The 15,947-nt window shown below is 75.0% G+C and carries 12 protein-coding genes; 10 read left to right on the plus strand and 2 right to left on the minus strand.

Annotation, left to right across the window (positions count from 1 at the left end; all coding sequences use genetic code 11):
- Window positions 1–7: 7 nt before the first annotated feature.
- Window positions 8–787 (plus strand): electron transfer flavoprotein subunit beta/FixA family protein, encoded by a 780-nt coding sequence (locus ACI793_RS10745; protein WP_456606367.1) that lies wholly within the window; start codon window positions 8–10, stop codon window positions 785–787.
- A gap of 35 nt (window positions 788–822) precedes the next feature.
- Complete coding sequence (locus tag ACI793_RS10750) at window positions 823–1,785, plus strand: electron transfer flavoprotein subunit alpha/FixB family protein (protein WP_456606368.1); 963 nt, start codon at window positions 823–825, stop codon at window positions 1,783–1,785.
- 57 nt (window positions 1,786–1,842) lie between these two features.
- Here ACI793_RS10750 and ACI793_RS10755 read toward each other — a convergent pair whose 3' ends face one another.
- Window positions 1,843–2,517, minus strand: a complete 675-nt coding sequence (locus ACI793_RS10755) for a response regulator transcription factor (RefSeq protein ID WP_456606369.1) — start codon at window positions 2,515–2,517, stop codon at window positions 1,843–1,845.
- Window positions 2,514–3,869: a sensor histidine kinase gene (locus ACI793_RS10760; RefSeq protein ID WP_456606370.1), complete on the minus strand. Its 1,356-nt coding sequence runs from the start codon at window positions 3,867–3,869 to the stop codon at window positions 2,514–2,516. Before ACI793_RS10760 ends, ACI793_RS10755 begins: the two co-directional genes overlap by 4 nt.
- Window positions 3,870–4,030: 161 nt before the next feature.
- Here ACI793_RS10760 and ACI793_RS10765 point away from each other — a divergent pair, with 161 nt between their 5' ends.
- From ACI793_RS10765 to ligA, 8 genes are all read left to right on the plus strand, one after another.
- Window positions 4,031–4,708, plus strand: coding sequence for a hypothetical protein (locus ACI793_RS10765; RefSeq protein ID WP_456606371.1), 678 nt, complete (start codon window positions 4,031–4,033; stop codon window positions 4,706–4,708).
- A gap of 64 nt (window positions 4,709–4,772) precedes the next feature.
- Window positions 4,773–6,164, plus strand: a complete 1,392-nt coding sequence (locus ACI793_RS10770; RefSeq protein ID WP_456606372.1) for an MFS transporter — start codon at window positions 4,773–4,775, stop codon at window positions 6,162–6,164.
- Window positions 6,161–7,351 carry a cysteine desulfurase family protein gene (locus ACI793_RS10775; RefSeq protein WP_456606373.1) on the plus strand — a complete coding sequence of 397 codons (1,191 nt, stop codon included), beginning with the start codon at window positions 6,161–6,163 and terminating at the stop codon, window positions 7,349–7,351. The genes ACI793_RS10770 and ACI793_RS10775 overlap by 4 nt, the downstream gene beginning before the upstream one ends.
- A gap of 10 nt (window positions 7,352–7,361) precedes the next feature.
- Window positions 7,362–8,432, plus strand: coding sequence for a tRNA 2-thiouridine(34) synthase MnmA (gene mnmA, locus ACI793_RS10780; protein WP_456606374.1), 1,071 nt, complete (start codon window positions 7,362–7,364; stop codon window positions 8,430–8,432).
- Between the two features lie 110 nt (window positions 8,433–8,542).
- Complete coding sequence (locus ACI793_RS10785) at window positions 8,543–10,396, plus strand: bifunctional metallophosphatase/5'-nucleotidase (protein WP_456606375.1); 1,854 nt, start codon at window positions 8,543–8,545, stop codon at window positions 10,394–10,396.
- A gap of 43 nt (window positions 10,397–10,439) precedes the next feature.
- A complete protein-coding gene (locus ACI793_RS10790) occupies window positions 10,440–11,474 on the plus strand; it encodes a methionine synthase (protein WP_456606376.1) in 1,035 nt (344 codons plus the stop codon).
- 59 nt (window positions 11,475–11,533) lie between these two features.
- Window positions 11,534–13,756, plus strand: a complete 2,223-nt coding sequence (locus ACI793_RS10795; RefSeq protein WP_456606377.1) for an insulinase family protein — start codon at window positions 11,534–11,536, stop codon at window positions 13,754–13,756.
- A 40-nt stretch (window positions 13,757–13,796) separates the two neighbouring features.
- Window positions 13,797–15,938: an NAD-dependent DNA ligase LigA gene (gene ligA / locus ACI793_RS10800; protein WP_456606378.1), complete on the plus strand. Its 2,142-nt coding sequence runs from the start codon at window positions 13,797–13,799 to the stop codon at window positions 15,936–15,938.
- The last annotated feature ends 9 nt before the right edge of the window (window positions 15,939–15,947 follow it).

Genomic DNA, 15,947 nt, shown 5'->3' on the forward strand with positions numbered 1-15,947 from the left:
GTCTGGCGTGAACATCGTCGTTCTGGTCAAGCAGGTCCCCGATTCCGGTAGCGAGCGCAAGATGGATCCGGCGGACAACACCGTCGCCCGCGCCGCCGCCGACAACGTCGTCAACGAGATCGACGAGTACGCCATCGAGGAGGCGCTCGTCATCAAGGAGGCGCAGGGCGGCGAGGTGACCGTCCTGACCGTCGGCCCCGACAGCGCCACCGACGCCATCCGCAAGGCCCTCTCGATGGGTGCGGACAAGGCGGTGCACGTCTCCGACGAGGCCATCAAGGGCTCCGACGCCGTGCAGATCAGCGCCGTCCTGGCCGCTGCGCTGCAGCAGATGGAGTACGACCTGGTCCTCTGCGGCGCCGAGGCCACCGACAGCCAGATGAGCGTCATGCCGGCGCTGCTGGCCGAGCGACTGGGCCTCCCGCAGCTCTCCGGCGCCCGCAAGCTCACCGTCGACGGCGGTGTCGCGAAGATCGAGCGGCAGACCGACGGCGGCTACTGGGCCGTCGAGGCGCCGCTGCCGGCGATCGTCTCCACCTGGGACACGATCAACGAGCCGCGCTACCCCTCGTTCAAGGGGATCATGGCCGCCAAGAAGAAGCCGGTCGAGACCAAGTCGCTCGCCGACCTCGGCGTCGACGGCTCCGCCGTCGGCCAGGCCAACGCGACCACCCAGGTCCTCGACTTCGCCGGTCGCCCGCCGAAGGGCGAGGGCGTCAAGGTGACCGACGAGGGCGACGGCGCACAGAAGTTCGTCGACTTCCTCGCCGGCCAGAAGATCGTCTGACCCGGCTCGGATCGAAGGAAGAGGAGAAGCTACTCATGGCAGAGGTCCTGGTCCTGGCCGAGCTCAACCCGGCCGGCGGAGGAGTCCGCAAGACGACCCTCGAGGCGCTGACGGCGGCTCGCGCGCTCGGTGAGCCGTCCGCGGTCGTCATCGCCGCCCCCGGCGCCGCCGCGGGCGTGAAGGACGCGCTGGCCGAGTACGGCGCAGCCACCGTCTACGTCGCCGAGGCCCCCGAGATCGACGAGTTCCTCGTCGCTCCCAAGGCCGAGGTGCTGGCCCAGCTGGTGGGCGAGAAGTCGCCCGCCGCGGTCGTCATCCCCTCCTCGCCCGAGGGCAAGGAGGTCGCCGCCCGCCTGGCGATCAAGATCGGCAGCGGCTTCCTGACCGACGTCACGGAGATCGCCGCCGACGGCACCGCGACCCAGGTCGCGTTCGCCGGGCAGATCATCGTGCACTCGAAGGTCACCGCCGGCACGCCGATCTACACGCTGCGCGGCAACTCGGTCACCCCCGAGCCGGCTGCCGGTGCGGGCGCCGAGCAGGCCGTGTCCGTGTCGGTCTCCGACGCCGCCAAGCAGGCGAAGGTCACCGACCGGGTCGTGGAGCAGAAGAGCAGCCGCCCCGAGCTCACCGAGGCCTCGATCGTGGTCTCCGGTGGTCGCGGTGTGGCCAGCGCCGAGAACTTCTCGATCATCGAGGGCCTGGCCGACTCGCTCGGTGCCGCCGTCGGTGCCTCGCGCGCCGCGGTCGACTCCGGCTTCTACCCGCACAGCTTCCAGGTCGGGCAGACCGGCAAGACCGTCTCGCCGAACCTCTACGTCGCGGTCGGCATCTCCGGTGCGATCCAGCACCGCGCCGGCATGCAGACGTCGAAGACGATCGTCGCCATCAACAAGGACCCGGAGGCGCCGATCTTCGAGCTCGCCGACTTCGGTGTCATCGGTGACCTGAACACGGTCGTCCCGCAGGCGACCGAGATCATCACCGCCCGCAAGTAGTCGCACTCGCGCGCGCCGAGCGCCGGTCCCCGTCCGGGGACCGGCGCTCGACGCGTCTCAGGCGGCAGGCCCGCGGTGCTCCAGCCAGGCGAGGACGGCGCTCACCCGCCGGTCCACCTGTCGCGACTCCGGGAGGTCCAGCGCGGCGAAGATGGCGGCGACGTGCTTGCTGACGGCCGACTCCGACACGTGCAGCCGCGCCGCGATCGCGCCGTTCGTCCGGCCCTGGGCCATCTCCCGCAGCACCTCGAGCTCGCGGCCGGTCAGCCGGTTCACCGGTGAGTCGCGGGCCCGGCGCCCCGCAGCGACCAGCGCGTCCACCACGGCAGGGTCCACCACCGAGCCGCCCTCCCGCACGGCACGCAGCGCGCGCACCAGCTCCTCGCGGTCGGCCACGCGGTCCTTGAGCAGGTAGCCCAGACCTGCCGTCCCGGCGCTGAACAGGGTCGTCGCGTACGAGGCGTCGGCGTGCTGGGAGAGCACGACCACACCTGTACCGGGATGCTCGGCCCGGACCTGCAGTGCAGCGGCGATGCCGTCGGTGCCGAATCCGGGGGGCATCCGGATGTCGGTGAGGACGACGTCCGGGCGCAGCTGCGCCACCCGCGCCAGCAGCTCCGGTGCGCTGGCGGCGGTGCCGACCGTCTCGATCTCGGGCCCGTCGTCCAGCAGCCGGCGCACCCCCTCGCGCACCAGGTAGTTGTCGTCGGCCAGCACCAACCGCACGGTCACCGCCTCCCCGCCGGAAGCGTGGCCCGCACGACGGTCCCCCCACCGGGCGCGCGGCCGGTGGTGAAGGTGCCGCGCAGGGACTCCACCCGGTCCCGGAGACCGCGGAGCCCATGTCCGGACGGCTCGTCGTCGGGCAGCCCGGGACCGTCGTCGGCCACCTCGAGGCACAGCCGGTCGCCGTCGACCAGATCGATGCGCACCACGACCCGGCTGCCCGGCGCGTGCTTGAGGGCATTGGTCACCGCCTCCGCCGCCACGAAGTAGGCGGCGCCCTCGACGGCGGGGGCGCAGCGCACCTCCGGGCCCAGCCGGGTCTCGAGCTCGACGCGGGCGGGCAGGCCGACGAGCCGGCTCTCCACCGCCGCCACGAGGCCGGCGTCGGCGAGCACCGGAGGGCGCAGCCCGCGCACCAGTTCGCGCAGTTCGGTCATCGCGCCGTGGACTCGCTCACCGACCTCCCCGACCGTGGCCCGGGCCTCCTCCGGACGGGAGGTGGCCTGCCGGGAGGCGAGCGCCACCAGCGAGAGGGCGGCGACGAGCTGCTGCTGGACGCCGTCGTGCAGGTCTCGCTCCAACGCCCGTCGCGCGGCGTCCTCGGCGTTGACCAGCCGCTCGCGCGACTCGACCAGACGTGCCTCCAGCCCACGGACCCTGCGGGTGATCCCGATGAGCAGGGTGACCGGGAACAGCGCGAGGGAGACCAGGAACAGCGGCACGAACACCCGCTCGGGCGGGATCGGCAGGTCGCTGACCTCCACGACCACGATCAGCACGAGCAGGCCGGCGAGCAGGGCGATGCTGCGCAGCGCCCAGCTGAGCTCCCGTCGGCGTTCGGCGTCCCCGCGGCGCCACCGGATCACCAGGACGAGGACGCCCAGCAGGACCCAGGCCGGTTCGGTGACCCGCACGGCCGCTCCCAGCGTGGCCAACGGCTCGAGGGCCGCGACGGCCAGCGGATTCGCATGCACCACGCCGTCCTCGTCGACGGCCAGGGTCGGGGAACCGAGCAGCTCGAGAACCGGTGCGAGCACCGCGAGCACGGCCAGGCACTGCGGGAGGCGGACGTGCCACCGGCGGTCCGGTCGTCCGTCGGGCAGCCGCACCAGGGTTGCGACGATGGCGGCGACGCCGCCCAGGAAGGACGCCCAGCCGGCGGTGCGGAGCAGGGCGAACGACAGGTCGCCCACGTCGGGATCCTCCGCGAGGGAGTCGGCCACGGCGCTCGCGGAGAGCAGCATGCCGGCCAGCAGCAGGGCGCGCGCGGCGGCGTTGCGCGGGGTCAGGCAGACGGCCGCCAGTCCTGACGCCAGCCACGCGACCAGGACCGAACCGATGAAGACCTCGGCGGGCACTGCGTCACTGTCGCAGTCGGGGGCTCGGTGCGGGAGGGAGCGGACTCCAGGCCCGCCCTGCAGTGGACTGCAGGCGGCCGGGCAGCCCGCGTCAGTCCCGCAGCCGTCGCGAGTTCCGACGATCGGTGCGACCACCGTCGTCGTCCCCGCTGGAGGACATCGTGAAGCGCTCGTCCCTGCCCGTCCTGCTCCTGCTCGCCGGTGCCGCCTGGACCGCCGGCCAGGCCGTGCTCCCCGACATGGGCACCGCCTGGTCCGACCGGCTGGCCGCCGTCGCCGACGACCGGCCGATGCAAGCCGTGGCCACCGCCCTGTTCGTCCTCGCCGGGGCCCTGCTCGTGTCCGCCGCAGTCGTGGCCGGTGGCCTGCGCGCATTCGGCCGCGGCGGTGGAGCCGTGCGGGCCGGCACGGTGATGCTGGCGCTCGGTGGCGTCTGGCTGGCCGCCGGCCGCGGCGCCTTCAACCTGCGCATGTACCAGCTGACCGACCCGGCGGTGAGCCGGGACGCGGCCGAGACCGTCGTGGGTGTCGACGTCGGCGTCGGCTTCCTGCCGCTGGTGCTCACGCTGCCCGCGTTGCTGCTCGGGCCTGTCGTCCTGGCCGCGGGGCTGCTGCGTGCCCGGCAGGCCGGCATGCTGCCGTGGGCCGCACTGGCCTGCTGGCTGCTCGGCATCGGGGCGTTCGTCGCGACCGAGTTCACCGTGAAGGCGACCGAGATCGCGGGGATCGCGGTCGCGACCGTCGGGCTGGTCCTGCTCGGCCGCGCGCTGACCGTGCGGCCGGAAGGCGCACCGGCCGCCCCGGCCGCCGGGCCGGCCGTCTCCGCCGGCCGCGACTGACCACCGTCGACACGAGCCGCTCCGGAGCGGGAAGCTCCGGGGCGGCCGCGCGGTTGGGCCGTTCGTGGAGGGGACTGCGCAGCCGAGCATCTGGGACGCCGGCCATCGCCGCACCACGATCGGCCTGCTGACCCTCGTCACCCTCGTGGCCTTCGAGGCGATGGCGGTGGGGACGGCGATGCCCAGCGCCGTCGACGAGCTCGACGGCGTCGCCTGGTACGCGTGGCCCTTCAGCGCCTTCCTGGTCACCTCGGTCGTCGGCATGGTCGTCGGGGGCGAGGTCGGTGACCGGCGGTCGCCCCGGCCGGGCGTGCTCGCCGGTGTCCTCGTCTTCGCCACGGGGCTGCTGATCGCCGGCATCGCCCAGCACATGGCCGTGCTGATCCTCGGCCGGGCGGTGCAGGGTCTGGGCGCCGGCGTCGTCATCGTGTTGCTGTACGTCATCGCCGGGCAGGCGTACTCCTCGGACCTGCGCCCCCGGCTCTTCGGCGCCTTCGCGGCCGGGTGGGTGCTGCCCGCCCTCATCGGCCCGCTGGCCGCCGGGCTGATCACCACCCACGTCGGCTGGCGCGGGGTGTTCCTGTTCCTCCTGCCGCTGGTCGGTGCCGGCCTCGTGCTGCTCCTCACCGCCGGGTCGGACGACGCCCCCGCGCGGGAGCGGGCCGACCACCCCCGCAGCAAGGCTCCGTACGCGCTCCTGGCCGGCGCCGGCATCGCCGGCCTGCAGTACGCCGCCCAGCGCCTCGACCTCGCTTCCGTCGCTCTCGTGGTCGTCGGTGCCGCCGCGCTGGCGGTGGGTCTGCGCCGGCTGCTGCCCCGCGGCACCGTCCGCGCCCGGCCGGGGATCCCCGCGGTCGTGGCCTGCCGGGGTCTGCTGGCCGGTGCCTTCTTCGGCATGGACGCCCTGCTCCCGTTCGTCATCACCGAGCAGCACGGGTGGAGCGCCGCCACCGCGGGGCTGCCGCTGACCGCCGGAGCCGTGGGCTGGGTGGCCGCCGCCCAGCTGCAGGGCCGCCGTCCGGACGTGCCTCGGCAGCGGGTGCTGCGCATCGGCTTCCTCGTGCTGGCCGCAGGACTCCTCGCCACGGCCACGGCCGCGGTGCCCGCCCTGGGCGGCTGGCCCGCCTACCTCACCTGGGCCGTGGCCGGGGTCGGCATGGGGCTCGGCATGCCGAGCGTCGGCGTGCTGCTGCTGGACCAGTCGCCCGAGGCCGACCGCGGCGCCAACTCGGCGGCCTTCCAGATCTCGGACGTCACCGCATCGGCCCTCTGCGTCGGCCTCTCGGGCGTGCTCGTCGCGGGAGCGGCGAACGGCGACGGTGCGCTCCTGCCGGCGGTGCTCGCCGCGGTGGCCGTGCTGTCGGTCCCCGCGCTCCTCGGCGTCCGGGTGGCCGGGCGCACCGTTCCGCCGGGCCAGGCGGCCCCGGCGTCCGCGACTACCCTGGCGGCGACATGACGTATCTGGACCACGCGGCGACGACGCCGATGCTGCCCGAGGTGCTGGCGGCGATGACCGGGCAGCTGGCCCGGGTCGGCAACGCCTCGTCGTTGCACGCCAGCGGCCGGGCGGCCCGCCGGGTGGCCGAGCAGTCGCGCGAGCGGCTCGCCGACGCGCTCGGCGCCCGGCCGTCGGAGGTGCTCTTCACCGGCGGCGGCACCGAGAGCGACAACCTCGCGGTCAAGGGCCTGTTCTGGGCCCGGCGGGCGGCCGACACCCAGCGGCGCCGGCTGGTGGTGAGCCCGGCCGAGCACCACGCCGTGCTGGACAGCGTCGAGTGGCTGGTCAAGCACGACGGCGCCGAGGTGACCTGGCTGGCGGTCGAGCCCAGCGGGCGGATCCGCCCCGAGGCGCTGGCGGAGGCGCTCGGGGACGGCCGGGACGTCGCGGTGGCCAGCGTCATGTGGGCGAACAACGAGATCGGCACCGTCAGCGACATCGCCGCGCTGGCCGCGACGGCGCACGCCGTCGGCGTCCCGCTGCACACCGACGCCGTCCAGGCCGTCGGGCAGGTGCCGGTCGACTTCGGTGCCAGCGGCGTGGACGCCCTCACCATGACCGGGCACAAGCTGGGCGGGCCCATGGGTGCGGGCGTGCTGCTGCTGCGCCGGGACGCCGAGTGCACCCCCCTGCTGCACGGAGGCGGTCAGGAGCGGGACGTGCGCTCGGGCACCCTCGACGTCGCCGCGATCGTCGGCCTCGCCGTCGCGACCGTGGCCGCGGTGGGCCGTCGCGAGGAGCGCGCGGAGCAGGTGGGCGCGCTGCGCGACCGGCTGGTCCGCGGGGTGACCGCCGAGGTCCCCGACGCCCAGCTCAACGGCGCCGCGCTGGACGACGTGCTGGCCGGTGGCCCCGGCCGGCTGCCCGGCAACGCGCACCTGTCCTTCCCGGGCGCCGAGGGCGACGCGCTGCTCATGCTGCTCGACGCCCGGGGCATCGAGTGCTCGACGGGCTCGGCGTGCAGCGCCGGCGTGGCCCGCCCCAGCCACGTGCTGCTGTCGGTGGGCGCGGACGGCGAGCGCGCCCGCAGCTCCCTGCGGTTCAGCCTCGGGCACACCTCGACCGACGCCGACGTCGACGCCGTCCTCGAGGTGATCGGCCCGGTCGTGGAGCGGGCCCGCCGGGCGGGGCTGGGCCGTCGATGAGGGCCGCGTCGTGAAGGTGCTCGCCGCGATGAGCGGTGGTGTCGACTCCGCCGTGGCCGCCGCGCTGGCCGTGGACGCCGGGCACGACGTCACCGGCGTGCACCTGGCGCTGTCGCAGAACCGGCAGACCCTGCGCAGCGGCTCCCGCGGCTGCTGCAGCGTGGAGGACTCCCACGACGCGCGCCGGGTGGCCGACGAGCTCGGCATCCCCTTCTACGTCTGGGACCTGGCCGAGCGGTTCACGGAGGACGTCGTCGACGACTTCGTGGCCGAGTACGCGGCGGGGCGCACCCCCAACCCGTGCCTGCGCTGCAACGAGAGGATCAAGTTCTCCGCGGTGCTCGACCGGGCCCTCTCGCTGGGCTTCGACGCCGTCGTCACCGGGCACCACGCGCGGCTCGCGGACGGCGAGCTGCGTCGCTCCGTCGACACCGGCAAGGACCAGTCCTACGTGCTCGGCGTCCTGACCCCGGACCAGCTGGCCGCGGCGTGGTTCCCGCTCGGGGGCATGACCAAGGACCGGGTGCGCGCGATCGCCGCCGAGCGCGGGTTCGCCGTGGCGACCAAGCCCGACTCCCACGACATCTGCTTCATCCCCGACGGCGACACCCGGGGATTCCTCGCCCGGCGGCTCGGCAGCCGTCCCGGGCCGGTGGTCGACGCGCTGACCGGCGAGACGGTCGGCGAGCACGACGGCACCTACGGGTTCACCATCGGTCAGCGGCGGGGCCTGGGGGTCAGCGCCGGTGACTCGGCGCCGCGGTACGTGCTGGGCATCGAGCCGGTCAGCCGCACGGTGACCATCGGCACCGCCGAGCAGGCCACGGTCGACGAGGTGCGCACCGGCGTCGCCACCTGGACGGGCGCGGCTCCGGCGCTGCCCGCCCGGTTCGAGGTGCAGCTCCGGGCGCACGGCGTCCCCACGCCCTGCGAGGTCACCGCCGACGACGGCGGCCTGCGCATCGCCCTGGCGCAGTCCCAGCGCGGCGTCGCCCCCGGGCAGTCCGCCGTCCTGTACGAGCCGGACGCGCAGCGCGGGGACCGGGTCGTCGGCCAGGCAGCGGTGACGTCCGCCGGCTGAACCGGACCTCTCCTCCGGGCGTCACCCGATGGTGGACCGGGTACCGCTTCGGTTCGTGCCCCCTGCTGTCCCGTGGTGGGCTGGACGACCGACGGGCCGGGAGGACGAACGTGCGCAGCTGGAGCGGAGTGGCCGGGGCCTGCCTGGTCACGCTGGCGCTGACCGCTGCGGCATGCACGGGCGGGCAGACCTCGGTGCACGAGGACGCGGTCGTGGAGGCGGCTGCGCCGCGCGAGCCGGTGGCCACGCCGGTGCAGATCCTCGCGATGAACGACCTGCACGGCCGGATCGCGCCACCACCGGACGACGAGGCCGTCGCCGTCGTGGACGACGGCCCCGGCCCGGACGGGCTGCCGGGCACCGCGGACGACGGCACCGCCGTGCTCGGAGGAGCCGCACACCTGGCGGCCACGGTCCAGCGGGTGCGGGCCGACTTCGGGGGGCCGGCGGAGGACAGCCTGCTCGTCTCCGCCGGTGACCTCGTCGGCGCCTCGACCTGGGCGTCGGCGACGTACGCGGACGAGCCGACGATCGAGGTCCTGGACGCGCTGGGCCTGGTCGCGTCCGCGGCCGGCAACCACGAGTTCGACAGCGGCCAGGACGAGCTGTTCCGGCTCTCCGGCGCGACCGACGGCACCTACCTCGACGACGTCGGTGCGTGCGACGCGGTCGGCACGGTCGGCGGGACCTGCTTCCGCAACAGCGCGGGGGAGCGGTTCGAGGGCGCGGGCTTCCCCTACCTGGCGGCCAACGTCGTCGACCGGGAGAGCGGCGCGCCGGCGCTGCCGCCGTACGAGATCGTGACGACCAGCACCGGCATGCAGATCGGGTTCATCGGCGTGGTCACCACCGATACCGAGCTGTTCGTGCGGCCTTCGGGCCTGACCGGGCTCGCCGTCGAGGAGCCCGTGGCGGCGGCGAACCGGTACGTGTCGGAGCTCCAGGAACGGGGGGTCGAGGCCATCGTCCTGCTCGCCCACGAGGGCGGCCGGCAGGGACCGGGTGGACGGCTGGACTCCTGCGCGGGGGAGCTGGCCGGGACCCCCATGGGAGAGCTCAACGCGGCGCTGTCGCCGGCCGTGGACGCCGTCGTCGGCGGGCACACGCACACCCCGTACACCTGCCTGCTGCCCGACCCGGACGGGGAGCTGCGCCCGGTCACCCAGGCGCTGACCTACGGGCGTTCGCTCACCGACCTGCGGTTCGTGGTGCGGCCGGACGGCGACGTCGACCGGTCGTCGGTCACGGTGGCCGCGGTGCCGGTCACCCGGGAGGCGGAGGACGAGCGCGTCGCCGCGATCGTCGACCACTGGGTGCAGCGGGCCGCGGCCAGTGGGGACCGGCCGGTCGGGACGCTCGTCGAGGACGTGCGGGAGGAGCGGGCGCCGGACGGGCCCCTCGGGGTCCTGGTGGCCGACGCCCTCCTCGCCGCCGTGCGGGGGCCGGAGTTCGGCGACCCGGTCCTGGCCTTCATGAACCACGGGATGCTGCGCAGCGACCTCCTGCGCGGGAGCAGCGGTCCGGGCGACCCGGAGGGCGTGGTGACGCAGCGGGAGGTGTTCCGGACCATGCCCATGCGGTTCCCCGTGGAGGTGGTCACGGTGTCCGGCGCCGACATCCGCGCGGCCCTGGAGCAGCAGTTCATCGGTGCGCCGGCTCTCCTGCTCAGCACGTCCCAGGGGCTCGCGTACCGCTACGACCCGGCCCGGCCGGCCGGTGACCGGGTCGACCCCTGCTCGCTGACCCTCCTCGGGTCCCGGATCGATCCGGCCGGCAGCTACCGCGTCGCCATGACCGCCTACCTGCGGGAGGGCGGTGACGGGTACACCTCCTTCGCCGACGGGGCCGACCTCGTCTCGCACACCACCGGCACCGATGCCCTCGCCGCTCACCTGGCCGCGACGTCGCCGGTGGGTCCGCCGGCCGGTGGTGCGGTGCCCACCGCGGAGCGGCTCTCCTGCTGAGGCGGGACCGACCGGTGCCACCGGGACGGCTACCGTCGCCTCCGTGACCACCCCCCACGACCCCGCAGGCCTGCCGGACGGGTCCGGCGGTGCGGCACCGGCAGCGACGTGGGGCCCGGCCACGGGCATCGGCTCCCTCCCGGGGACCGACCCGGCCGAGGCGCTGCGGCTGGTCCTCGGCGAGCTGCCCGGGATGCCGCACCTGCCCGAGCTCCCCGGCCGCGGCGCCGGTGCGGACATGATCGGCCGGACCGCGAGCCTGCTCGTGGACCTCGCCGTGGAGATCACGCCGGCCGGCTGGCGGCTCGTGCCGCGCTCCGGTGTCGACCAGCGACGTGCCCAGGAGTTCCTGGCCCGCGACCTGGACGCGCTGCACGAGCAGGCGGAGGGCTACGCGGGGCCGTTCAAGCTGCAGGTCGCCGGACCCTGGACGCTGGCCGCCTCCCTGGAGCGGACGCGCGGGGAGCGGGCCGTCGTCGATCCGGGCGCGCGCCGCGACCTGGCGCAGTCGCTCACCGAGGGGCTGCGGGCGCACGTGGCCGCGGTCGGTGCGCGGCTGCCCGGTGCGCGCCTCGTGGTCCAGCTGGACGAGCCGAGCGTGCCGGCGGCGCTGCAGGGCGGCCTGCCCACGGCGACCGGGTTCGGCCGCCTCCCGGCCGTTCCCGCCGAGGCCGTCGAGCAGGAGCTGCGGGCGGTCGTGGCGGCGCTGCCGGTGCCGGTGGTCGTCCACTGCTGCGCGCCGCGGATGCCGTTGACGCTGTTCCGCGGCGCCGGTGCCGCCGGGCTCTCCTTCGACCTGTCGCTGGTGCAGGACCTCGACGCCGTGGGGGAGGCCGTCGACGCCGGCGTCCACCTGCTGGCCGGAGTCGTCCCGGGTACCGATGCTGACCTGCCGGCCGCCCGGGCCACCGCGTCGCGGGTGCAGGGCTGGTGGCGCGAGCTCGGCTTCGCGGCCGAGCAGCTGCCCGGCGCCGTCACCCTGACGCCGTCCTGCGGTCTCGCCGGGGCCACGCCCGGCTACGCCCGCGCCGCGATGACCCACCTGAGCGAGGCAGCGAAGTACCTCCAGCCGGAGTGACGCCGACGACACGAGCGGTTCTCCACGCCGGGGAGCGGGAACGGCCCTACCCTGCGCCGGTGCACGAGACGCTGATCGACGGGATCCCGGCCTTCCTGGTGGAGGGCCCCGCGCCCACCACCGTCGGACTCGTGTTCGGGGTCGGCCGCGCCGACGAGACCTTCGTGCGGGGCGGGCTCAGCCACCTCGTCGAGCACCTGGTCATGAGCGCGGTCGGCCGGACGGTGTACGACTCGAACGCATCGGTCGACCTGAACCGGACGGAGTTCACCGCGTCCGGGACGCCGGAACAGGTCCGCGACTTCCTGACCCGCGTCTGCCGGGCACTGGGGGAGCTCCCGGTCGACCGGCTGCGGGTGGAGGCCGACGTGCTCCGGACCGAGGGTGCCGCCGCGGTACCCCCGGCGGTCGGGATCCTGCTCGCCGAGCGGTACGGCACGGAGGGCCCGGGGCTCGCCGGCGTGCGCGAACCTGCCATCCGGTCGCTGACGGCGGAGGACGTGCAGGGCTGGGTGCGCACCTGGTTCACCCGGCAGAACGCGGCGCTCTGGCTCAGCGGCCCCGTGCCCGAGGGACTGGTCCTGCGCCTGGCCGACGGATCGCCACCGGCCCGGCGCCCGCTGCGGCGCGCGGAGGTGCCGACGCCGGGGTGGCTGGAGGCGCCGGTGGAGGGGGCGGTCGCCCTCGGGGCAGAGCTGCCGCCCGGGGTCGCGGGCTCGATGACCCTCGAGCTGCTGCGCCGCCGGCTCGAGGACGAGCTGCGCCACCGCCGCGGGGTCGCGTACGCGGTGGGGGCCGACCGGCTGCCCCTCGACGCGGAGACCCGGTTCGGCGTCGTCGTCACCGACGTGCGGCCGGGCCAGGAGGACCTCGTCGTCCGTGTGCTCTGGCGGGAGGTGCAGCGGCTGGCCGACGAGGGGCCCACCGCCGAGGAGCTGGAGGACGAGCGGCGGGGTGTCCTCTCCGCCCTGGACGACGGTCGCGGCGACACGGGGGAGGCCGCCTCCCTGGCCGAGGCGCGCGTCACCGGGGTGCCCGCCTACGACGCGGACGGGCTGCGCCGGGAGCTGGCCGCGCTGACCGTCGTGGAGGTCCGGGAGGCCGCGGCGCGACTGCGGGACGGCGCACTGCTCGCCGTCCCGGGACCGCTCGATCCGGGCCCGGCGGGAGTCACCCGGATCCCGGGCTGGTCCAGGGACGCCGTGCAGGGAAGGACGTTCCGGCGGCGGCGGCGCACCGGCGTGCCGAAGGGGGCAGCGCTGGTCGTCGGGGACGACGGCGTGAGCGCGGTGCTCGCGGAGGGCGCGATCACCGTCCGCTGGGCCGACGCGGTCGGGCTGGTCCGCCAGGGGCCGGGGGAGTACCAGCTCCTCGGCCGCGACGGGTTCGCGCTGCCGCTGTCGGCGGCCGACTGGCGGGACGGCGAGGAGGCGGTCGGCCTGATCCGGGCCGCGGTGCCCGACGAGCTGCAGGTGGACGACGACGACGTCGAGGAGACCGCCGGGCTGCTGCTCATCCGGGCGCCGGAGCACCGCGTGCGCGAGGCGATCGCGATGTCGGACCACGGCGCCACCGTGGTCGCGAACGCGGAGTGGACCGCGGTCGTGGCCGACGACGCCCCGGACTTCCTCGTGCGGCAGGCGGAGCTGACGGCAGCGCCGGGACGCAGCCCGGTGTCGCTGGTGCTGCGGCAGACCCACGCCGACCTGGAGTACGTCCTCTACCGGGGGTACAAGGAGATCGCCCGCCACCGGTGGGGCATCGCTCCCGCGGATCCACGGCTGCTGGCCGAGGCGGTGCAGCGCCCCGAGGAGTCGGTCAGCCGGCTGCACGGCGCTGGAGGCACCCCGCGTGAGATCGCCGAGAAGGCGGTGGCCGCGCTGGGGCTGCCGCCCCAGGTGCCGGCACTGCTGGCCGGCGAGCCGGCGGTCGGCGGACAGCGGGTCGAGGGGGCGGGAGCGTTCGGTGGCTTCCGAGCGTCGATGCGTGGCGACTTCGTGCCGGAGCACGGCAAGGGCAGTCCGCTGGAGCGCTACCAACGACTGGCCCGCCGGCGACCGCGGTGGTTCCGGGCGCTGAACGCCGCCGGGGTGCTGGTGTACGGGTTGCTCGTCTGGGGCCTGGTCGCCTGGCGCGAGCACCTCGACGGCTGGCAGTTCTGGGCGCTGCTCGCGCTGTGCGGAGCCAGCCTGCTCAACGCGGCCTGGGACGCACGGCCGCTGCGGGGGCCCGAGGGCGGCGATCTCGTCCCGCCCGAGCCGGACCGGACCCCGACCGGGTGAGGACCGGTTCGCCGTCGTACCCGCCGGATAACGTGCCCGCGTGAGCACCGACCCCGCTGCGCTGGACGAGCCGGTCGTCGAGGCCGCGACCGACCGGGAGGACCTCACCGAGGTCCCCGACGACGCGCGCACCCGGCACCGGGACCTCTCGGAGGAACTGGACCGGTACGCCTTCGCGTACTACGTGCGCGACGAGCCGCTGGTCAGCGACGGTCAGTACGACGAGCTGATGGGCGAGCTCAAGGCGCTCGAGGCCGCGCACCCGGCGCTGGTCACCCCCGACTCGCCCAGCCAGAAGGTCAACGGCGGCTTCACCGCCACCTTCGCGCCGGTCCAGCACCTCGAGCGGATGCAGAGCCTGGACAACGCGTTCAGCAGCGACGAGCTCTCGGCCTGGGCCGCGCGGGTGGAGCGCGAGGGCGCGGCCGGCGCGAGCTACCTGTGCGAGCTGAAGGTCGACGGCGTCGCCGTGGCGATCGTCTACGAGCGCGGCCGCATGGTCCGTGCCGCCACCCGGGGCGACGGGACGACGGGGGAGGACGTCACCGCCAACGTCCGCACCATGGCCGACGTCCCGCAGCAGCTGGCCGGTGCCGACGTCCCCGACCTGCTCGAGGTGCGGGGCGAGATCTACTTCCCGGTCGCCGCCTTCGCCGACGTCAACGCCGGCATGGTTGAGTCAGGGAAGGCGCCGTTCGCCAACCCGCGCAACGCCGCGGCCGGGTCGCTGCGGCAGAAGGACCCGAAGGTCACCGCCTCGCGCCCGCTGCGCCTCGTGGTGCACGGCGTCGGCGCGCACCGCGGGTTCGACGTCGACCGGCAGTCCGCGGCCTACGACCGGCTGCGCGGGCTGGGGTTGCCGGTGAGCGACCGGTACGAGGTGGTCGGCGACCTGGAGGCCGTGTGGGCCTACATCGAGCGGACCCGGGAGCAGCGGCACTCGGTCGAGCACGAGATCGACGGGGTCGTCGTGAAGGTGGACCAGTACGCCCTCCAGCGGCGGCTCGGCTCCACCTCGCGGGCGCCCCGCTGGGCGATCGCGTTCAAGTACCCGCCGGAGGAGGCGACGACGAAGCTGCTCGACGTCCGGGTCAACGTCGGCCGCACCGGGCGGGTCACCCCGTTCGCGTACATGGAGCCGGTGAAGGTCGCCGGCTCGACCGTGCAGATGGCCACGCTGCACAACGCGTCGGAGGTGAGGCGCAAGGGCGTGCTCATCGGCGACACGGTGGTCATCCGGAAGGCCGGTGACGTCATCCCCGAGGTGCTCGGCCCGGTGGTCGCCGCCCGGGACGGTTCCGAGGTCGAGTTCGTCATGCCCTCGCACTGCCCGGAGTGCGGCACCGAGCTCCGGCCGGAGAAAGAGGGCGACGCCGACATCCGCTGCCCGAACTCCCGGTCCTGTCCCGCGCAGCTGCGGGAGCGGGTCTTCCACGTCGCCGGCCGCGGCGCCTTCGACATCGAGAACCTCGGCTACGAGGCGGCGACCGCGCTGCTGCAGAGCCACCTCCTGCAGGACGAGGGCGACGTCTTCTTCCTCGACGCGGAGCAGCTGCAGCGGTCGTCGTTCTTCACCAAGAAGGACGGCACCCTGAGTGCCAACGGCGCGAAGCTCCTGACCAACCTGCAGAGCCGCAAGGACGTCCCGCTCTGGCGCGTGCTGGTGGCGCTCTCCATCCGGCACGTCGGGCCGACCGCCGCCCAGGCACTGGCTCGCGACTTCCGCTCGCTCGACCGGATCATGGAGGCGTCCGAGGAGGAGCTGGCCGCCGCCGACGGGGTCGGGCCGACGATCGCGACGTCGATCCGCGACTGGTTCGCCGTCGACTGGCACCGCGAGCTCGTGGAGAAATGGCGCTCGGCGGGTGTGCGCATGGCCGACGAGGGCGAGGACGCCGGCCCCGGTCCGCTCACCGGTGTGACCGTCGTCGTCACCGGCTCGCTGCGCGACTACAGCCGCGACGAGGCGACGGCGGCGATCCAGCAGCGCGGGGGCAAGGTCACCGGCTCGGTGTCGAAGAAGACCGGCTTCGTCGTCGTGGGCGCGGACCCGGGCAGCAAGTACGACAAGGCCGTGCAGGTCAAGGCGCCCATCCTCGACGACGACGGCTTCCGGGTGCTGCTCGAGGACGGCCCCGACGCCGCCCGCGAGGTCGCGACGATCGGCGACGGGAGCGAGTAGCCCCCCGTC

Source organism: Blastococcus sp. SYSU DS0617, from assembly GCF_054051075.1.

Bases quoted from the DNA above. Each gene is read 5' to 3' on its own strand.
- ACI793_RS10750 (WP_456606368.1), top strand. From the start codon at position 823: ATGGCAGAGGTCCTGGTCCTGGCCGAGCTCAACCCGGCCGGCGGAGGA.
- ACI793_RS10775 (WP_456606373.1), top strand. From the start codon at position 6,161: ATGACGTATCTGGACCACGCGGCGACGACGCCGATGCTGCCCGAGGTG.